We start from the raw sequence: 5,984 nt of genomic DNA on the forward strand, positions 1-5,984 counted from the left end.
ATCGGTGCGCAGCTGCCGTTTCAGGATCTTGCCGCTGGGGTTCTTCGGCAGCGCATCGGTGAACACGACGTACTTCGGCCGCTTGAACCCGGCCAGCCTGCCGGAAAGGTGCGTGCGGACGTCCTCGCCGGTGAGCGCGACGCCGTCCTTGAGCACCACGACCGCGGTGACCGCCTCGACCCAACGCGGGTGGGCGATGCCGAACACCGCGACCTCGGCCACCCCGGCGAGTTCGTAGACGGCCTCCTCCACTTCGCGGCTGGCGACGTTCTCCCCGCCGGTTTTGATCATGTCCTTCTTCCGGTCGACCACCGAGAGGTAGCCGTCCGCGGTCAAGGTGCCGAGGTCGCCGGTGTGGAACCAGCCGTTGCGGAAGACCTCCGCGGTCTTGTCCGGGTCGTCGTAGTAGCCCAGCGCGGCATGGGGGCTGCGGTGCACGATCTCCCCGACCTCGCCGGGTGCGACGGGTTCGTCGCGCTCGTCGACGATCCGAGTCTCCACATTGGTCGCCGCGACACCCGCGCTGCCCGCCTGTTCCAGCTGCTCGTGCGGGCGCAGGATCGTGGCCAGCGGGGCCATCTCGGTCTGCCCGTAGAAGTTCCACAGCGCCACGCCGGGCAACCGCTCCCGCAGCTCCCGCAGGATCTCCACCGGCATCGGCGACGCGCCGTAGTAACCCTTGCGCAGACTGGACAGATCCGTCTTGTCGAAATCCGGGTGGCGCAGCAGCGAGATCCACGCGGTAGGCGGGCAGAACAGCTTGGTGACCCGCTCCCGCTCGATCGTCGCCAGCAGCGCCGCCGGGTCGGGGCCGGGCAGGATGACGTTGGTCGCGCCGAGGTAGACGTCGGTGGAGAAGAAGCAGTCCAGCTGCGCGCAGTGGAACATCGGCAGCGCGTGCACCTCGACGTCGTCGGCGCTCATGCCGCCGTCGACGATGCAGCTGACGTACTGCGCGATCAGCGAGCGGCTGCTGAGCATCGCGCCCTTCGGCCGCGACTCGGTGCCCGAGGTGTACATCAGGCGCAGCGGGTCGTCATCGGCGATGAGCACGTCGGGGGCGTGCGCCGGGCCGTCCTGCCACCAGGGGTCCACGCTTTCCCACCCGGGCGACGGGTCCTGGCCGCCGAGCGGGATCCAGCCGCGGACGCCACCGCGGACATCGGCCTGGTGCAGCGCCTGCTCGGCCGTGGTGCCCAGCGAATCCTCGACGATCACGCCGCCGGCCCCGGAATGGCCGAGGATGTAGGCGATCTCGTCGGCGGTGAGCATGAAGTTGATCGGCACCAGCACCACGCCCAGCTTCGCGGTGGCGAACGCGATCACCGCGAACTGCCACGAATTGCGGCTCAGCAGCGCCAGCCGGTCGCCCTTGACCAGCCCGCGCTCGGCCAGCGCGTGCGCGGTCCGGTTCACCGCGGCGTCGAACTCCGCGTAGCTGAACCGCTGCTCACCGGCCACCACGGCGAGCTTGTGCGGGTTGCGCCGGGCGGTCCGGTGCAGGAGATCGCCGATCGCGTGCTGGCGTGCGCGCGCCACGGACTCGTCTTCGGCCATGCTGTCTCCGGCCATGCTGGGACCCCGCCTTCCCGCGACGCTGCGGCACCGATCCGACGATGATGTCGCTGCCACTACATCGGACAGTGCCGCCCGGGGGCAAGGCAGTGGGGGTTCCGGCGTTACCCGGCTCGACAGGCCCTCCCACATCCCCGCCCGCACCTGTTGCATTGCCGGTGCCGCGCGCCGGGACCGGCGGCCGCGCTCCGCAGGGATCGAGCCTGCCGGGACACCGCGCCGGGCCGGTAATGACCGGACCGCGCAGCGGGTATGCCGCGCGGAAGGACTCTCGTTGGATTGGAAGAGCTGCAATGCGAGCGACTGTGATTCACGGTGCCGGTGACGTGCGAGTGGAACACGTGCCGGACCCGAAGCTGCACGAGCCCACCGACGCCGTCGTGCGGGTGCTGCGCTCCTGCATCTGCGGCAGCGACCTGTGGCCGTACGGGTCGATGGGACCTTCGCAGCAGGGCGAGCGCATCGGGCACGAAGTCCTCGGCGTCGTCGAAGAGACCGGCTCGGACGTCACCGGGCTCAAGGCTGGAGACGTGGTCGTATCGCCGTTCGTATGGGCGGACAACACCTGCGACTTCTGCGCCGAGGGCCTGCAAACCTCCTGCCGCCACGGCGGAATGTGGGGCGTGGGCGATGTGGACGGTTGTCAGGGCGAGGCCGTGCGCGTCCCGCAAGCTCAAGGCACGTTGGTGAAGCTGCCGGTCGGTGAGGATTCGGAGCTGCTGCCCTCGCTGCTGACGCTGTCCGATGTGTTCCCCACCGGCCACCACAGCGCCGTGACCGCGGGAGTCGGGCCGCGCACGTCGGTGACCGTGATCGGCGACGGCGCGGTCGGGCTCTGCGCGGTGCTGGCGGCCAAGCGGCTCGGCGCCGAGCGGATCGTGCTGATGGGCAGGCACACCGACCGCACCGACCTCGGCCGCGAGTTCGGCGCCACCGACGTCGTCGCGGAGCGGGGCGCGGAGGGCGCCGCGCGGGTGCGCGACCTGACCGACGGCGACGGCACGCACACCGTGCTGGAATGCGTGGGCTTGGAACCGGCGCTGGAGACCGCGCTCGAGGTGGTCCGGGACGGCGGTGTGGTCAGCCGGGTCGGTGCGCCGCAGTACGAGCAGGTGCCGATGGGCGCGGGCACGTTCTTCCGCAACATCACGCTCACCGGCGGTGTCGCACCCGCCCGCGCCTACATGGAGGACCTGCTGCCCGACGTGCTCATCGGCAGGGTCCAGCCGGGCCAGGTGTTCGACCGGACCGTCGGTCTCGACGACGTCCCCGCGGGCTACCGGGCGATGGCCGACCGGGAGGCGCTGAAGGTCCTCGTGCAGCCCTGATCCGCCCGCGGCGCGGTGCCCGCTGCCACGTGGACATCGCGCCGCGAGAACGCTCGCCGTAGCGGCGGGGTCCACATCGGACTGCGGTCGAGCGGTCCGTGTTCTCAGCGCTTGCCCGAGTTCGGCTCTGCTGCCGGTTGTCTGCGCTGAACGAGCTCGACCACAGGCGCTCAGCCGTCCTTGATCTTCTTCATGGTCAGGTGCGACGTGATCCGCAGGACGCCGGACAGACCGCTGAGCTTGCCGGTCTGAAACGCCTCGTAGGCGGCGTGATCGGCCACCGCGACGCGGAGGAAGTAGTCGGGGCGGCCGAACAACTTGCGGAATTCGATGACCTCTTCGTAGCCGGACACGGTGTCCTCGAAAGCCTCGATGGTCTTCAGGTCGGTGGCGTAGACCTCGACCTCGATCAGCACTTCCAATCCGCGACCGAGGGCGTCCGGGTCGATGACCGCCCGGTACCCGCTGATCACCCCGGATTCTTCCAGCCGCTTGACCCGGCGCAGGCACGGCGGCGGTGTCAGCCCCACCCGCTTGGCCAGTTCGACGTTGGTCAGCCGACCGTCCTGACGCAGGTGGAACAAAATTTCACGGTCGGTCGGGTCCAGGTCGATAGCATTGCTCACAGGGCGAGTGTAGCGGCATATCAGGAAACCATATGACGCGGGTTTTCTCCTAAAATTCCCCGCATGAGCACTCCGGTCGTCATCAGGGACCCCGACCGCCCGTCGAGAACACCGGAAGCCTTGGCCGCGCTCAAGGATTCCGGCTCGGTCGGGCTCGGGCTCGTGCCGATCGGGCTCGCGTTCGGCGTGCTGCTGAGCCATTCGGGGCTGGCGTGGTGGTGGGCCACCGCGTGCGCCGCGCTCATCTACGCCGGATCGTTCGAGTTCCTGCTCGTCGGCCTGGTCACGGCCGCGGCGCCGCTGTCGTCGATCGCGCTGACCGCGTTGCTGGTCAACCTCCGGCACGTGTTCTACGCGTTGTCGTTCCCGCTGCACCGGGTCCGGGGCCGCCTCGGCAAGACCTACAGCACCTTCGCGCTGACCGACGAGGCGTATGCGCTGACCACGACCGAACACGCCCGCGACTGGACCGGTGCGCACATCCTGTGGCTGCAGGGGTTCACGCACCTGTATTGGGTGGGCGCAGCGACCGCGGGCGCGCTGCTCGGCTCGTTCATCCCCGACGGCGTCACCGGGATGGACTTCGCGATGACCGCGCTGTTCGCCGTGCTCGCGATCGACGGCGTGCGCTCCAGCCGGGGCGACCTGCCGACTCCGCTGCTGGCCCTGCTCAGTGCACTCGTGGCCCGGCTGGTCACGCCCGGCCAGCTGCTGCCGGTCGCGTTCACCCTGTTCACCGCCGGGCTCGTGGCCCGCTACCTCGCCAGGACCCGCCATGCCTGAAACCGGTTATCTGCTCGCCGCCGTGGCCGTTTCCGCCGCGGTCACCTGGGGTCTGCGCGCGCTGCCGTTCGCGGCGCTGTCCCAGCTGCGTGCCAGCCCGGTCGTGCACTTCCTGAGCACCAGGATGCCCGCCGGGGTCATGCTGATCCTGCTCGTCTACTCGCTGCCCGACCTCGCGCCGTCCGAGCCGTCTTCGCTGATCCCGCTGGTGGCGCTGGCGGTCACCATCGGCCTGCACCTGTGGCGCCGCAATCCGCTGCTGAGCATCCTCGCCGGAACCGTGGTGCACGTCGTCCTGGCCAGCACCCTCGGCTGATCACGCGCAGCCTCGATCACGGAGCGATCGGGCGGAAGCGGTAGGTCTCGCCGTGGCTGAGGTAGCGGAATTCCGCCGCTGTCGCGGATTCCGCCGCGGCTGTCTTGATGTCGTCCAGTCCGGACTGGAACACGGAGAAGTCGTTGTAATGGATGGGCACGGCGACCCGGGGTTCTACGATCTCCACGGCCCGGACGGCTTGTTCGCCGGTCATGGTGACCACGATGCCCAGCAGTGTGGTCCCGCCCGCGTGCACCAGCGCCAGGTCGATCCCGGGAAACCGCTGCGGGATGTCGTGCAGCCGATCGTGCAGCAACGTGTCCCCGCTGATGTAGAGCCGGAAATCCGCCGCGTCGCCGCGCCCGAAGTCCAGCACGCTGCCCATCGTGGGCGGCAGCATCCCGGCCACCGCATCCGGATCGTGCTTGGCGGGCATCGCGGTGACGCGCACTTGCGCATCCCCCTTCGTCACCAGCTGGGATTGCCAGGTGTCCAGCGCGTGGCCCGCGGTGAAGCCCTGCTCGGAAAGCAGGCCGACCGCGTGTCCGGTGCTGATGATGGGCGTACCCGGGTCCAGTTCGGCAGCGGCCACATCGTCGAAATGATCGCCGTGGTGGTGCGAGAGCACGATGAAGTCCAGCTCCGGAAGATCGGCGATCTGGCAGGACGGTTCGACTTCGCGCCGGGCGTACATGCCGTGGCCGAGGTGCACGTGATCGCCTTGGTGCAGGAAGGCGGGGTCGGTGAGGATCGTGAACCCGCCGTAGCGGATCAGCGTGGTGGCGTTCCCGATGAAGTGGACGCTGCCCTCGCTGAAGTCGGCGGAACCTCCCACCGGCAACGCCAACGGTGCGTGCACGACTACACCCCTCACTCCGCCGAACCCTGCTGACTCGGCTCGGCCTACCCGGCCGGAACCGTCCCGCAAACAGCGCGCCGACGCCGCTGGTCGGATACGGAGTGAACGGGCCGGTCGCCGCTTCCTGCCGGGCCGGCGGCACGCTCGCTCAGGCCGATCCGCGCCGACGAACCCGGGTGGCGATGCGGCACGCGATGTTGGCGCAACCGGCCCACGGCGCACTGCCTGATCGTTATGGTGTTCGCGAGGTGTGTCGTTGGCGGATCTCGCCGTGGAGATCGACCACCGCGATCTCGCGGGAGCGGTCGTCGGTGCAGGGCATCGGCTGACTGTGTCTCGCTGCGGGGTTGGTTGGTCGTAGGGGGTTTGCAGGCGTGGAGTGGGACATTCACCCCGAGCAGGTCCGGGGTGTGCTGGCGCGGACCGCGAGTACCGCCTCGGAGTTCGACTCGCATGTGGCCGCGATGCGCTCGGAGATCGAGGGCGCGGCCGGGCAA

7 protein-coding genes are annotated in these 5,984 nt (G+C 69.5%); 4 read left to right on the plus strand and 3 right to left on the minus strand.

Features of this window, described 5'->3' with window-relative positions; genetic code table 11:
• Nucleotides 1-1,557 (minus strand): acyl-CoA synthetase (locus IJH84_RS16730; protein WP_295146046.1); only part of this gene is annotated, 1,557 nt, incomplete at its 3' end.
• Nucleotides 1,558-1,868: 311 nt separating this feature from the next.
• Here IJH84_RS16730 and IJH84_RS16735 point away from each other — a divergent pair.
• Nucleotides 1,869-2,903: an alcohol dehydrogenase catalytic domain-containing protein gene (locus IJH84_RS16735; protein WP_295146048.1), complete on the plus strand. Its 1,035-nt coding sequence runs from the start codon at nucleotides 1,869-1,871 to the stop codon at nucleotides 2,901-2,903.
• A gap of 170 nt (nucleotides 2,904-3,073) precedes the next feature.
• Here IJH84_RS16735 and IJH84_RS16740 read toward each other — a convergent pair whose 3' ends face one another.
• On the minus strand, nucleotides 3,074-3,529 hold the full coding sequence (locus IJH84_RS16740; RefSeq protein WP_200070475.1) for an Lrp/AsnC family transcriptional regulator: 456 nt from the start codon (nucleotides 3,527-3,529) through the stop codon (nucleotides 3,074-3,076).
• A gap of 63 nt (nucleotides 3,530-3,592) precedes the next feature.
• On the opposite strand from IJH84_RS16740, the gene IJH84_RS16745 reads away from it, so the two are divergent.
• Both IJH84_RS16745 and IJH84_RS16750 read left to right on the plus strand, forming a co-directional pair.
• A complete protein-coding gene (locus IJH84_RS16745; RefSeq protein WP_200070476.1) occupies nucleotides 3,593-4,312 on the plus strand; it encodes an AzlC family ABC transporter permease in 720 nt (239 codons plus the stop codon).
• The gene (locus IJH84_RS16750; protein ID WP_295146052.1) at nucleotides 4,305-4,628 is read left to right on the plus strand and encodes a branched-chain amino acid transporter permease; all 324 of its coding nucleotides are present in this window, start codon (nucleotides 4,305-4,307) and stop codon (nucleotides 4,626-4,628) included. The genes IJH84_RS16745 and IJH84_RS16750 overlap by 8 nt, the downstream gene beginning before the upstream one ends.
• A 16-nt stretch (nucleotides 4,629-4,644) precedes the next feature.
• Here the strand turns inward: IJH84_RS16750 and IJH84_RS16755 are convergent, their stop codons facing one another.
• Nucleotides 4,645-5,487, minus strand: a complete 843-nt coding sequence (locus IJH84_RS16755) for an MBL fold metallo-hydrolase (protein WP_295146054.1) — start codon at nucleotides 5,485-5,487, stop codon at nucleotides 4,645-4,647.
• Nucleotides 5,488-5,861: 374 nt separating this feature from the next.
• On the opposite strand from IJH84_RS16755, the gene IJH84_RS29315 reads away from it, so the two are divergent.
• Nucleotides 5,862-5,984, plus strand: a 123-nt coding sequence (locus tag IJH84_RS29315; protein ID WP_367269039.1) for a DUF6507 family protein, incomplete at its 3' end; no start/stop codon positions are given.

Source organism: Saccharopolyspora sp. (assembly GCF_017434145.1).
GTDB lineage: Bacteria > Actinomycetota > Actinomycetes > Mycobacteriales > Pseudonocardiaceae > Saccharopolyspora_C > Saccharopolyspora_C galaxeae.

Bases quoted from the DNA above. Each gene is read 5' to 3' on its own strand.
- IJH84_RS16735 (WP_295146048.1), top strand. From the start codon at position 1,869: ATGCGAGCGACTGTGATTCACGGTGCCGGTGACGTGCGAGTGGAACAC.
- IJH84_RS16750 (WP_295146052.1), top strand. From the start codon at position 4,305: ATGCCTGAAACCGGTTATCTGCTCGCCGCCGTGGCCGTTTCCGCCGCG.
- IJH84_RS16745 (WP_200070476.1), top strand. From the start codon at position 3,593: ATGAGCACTCCGGTCGTCATCAGGGACCCCGACCGCCCGTCGAGAACA.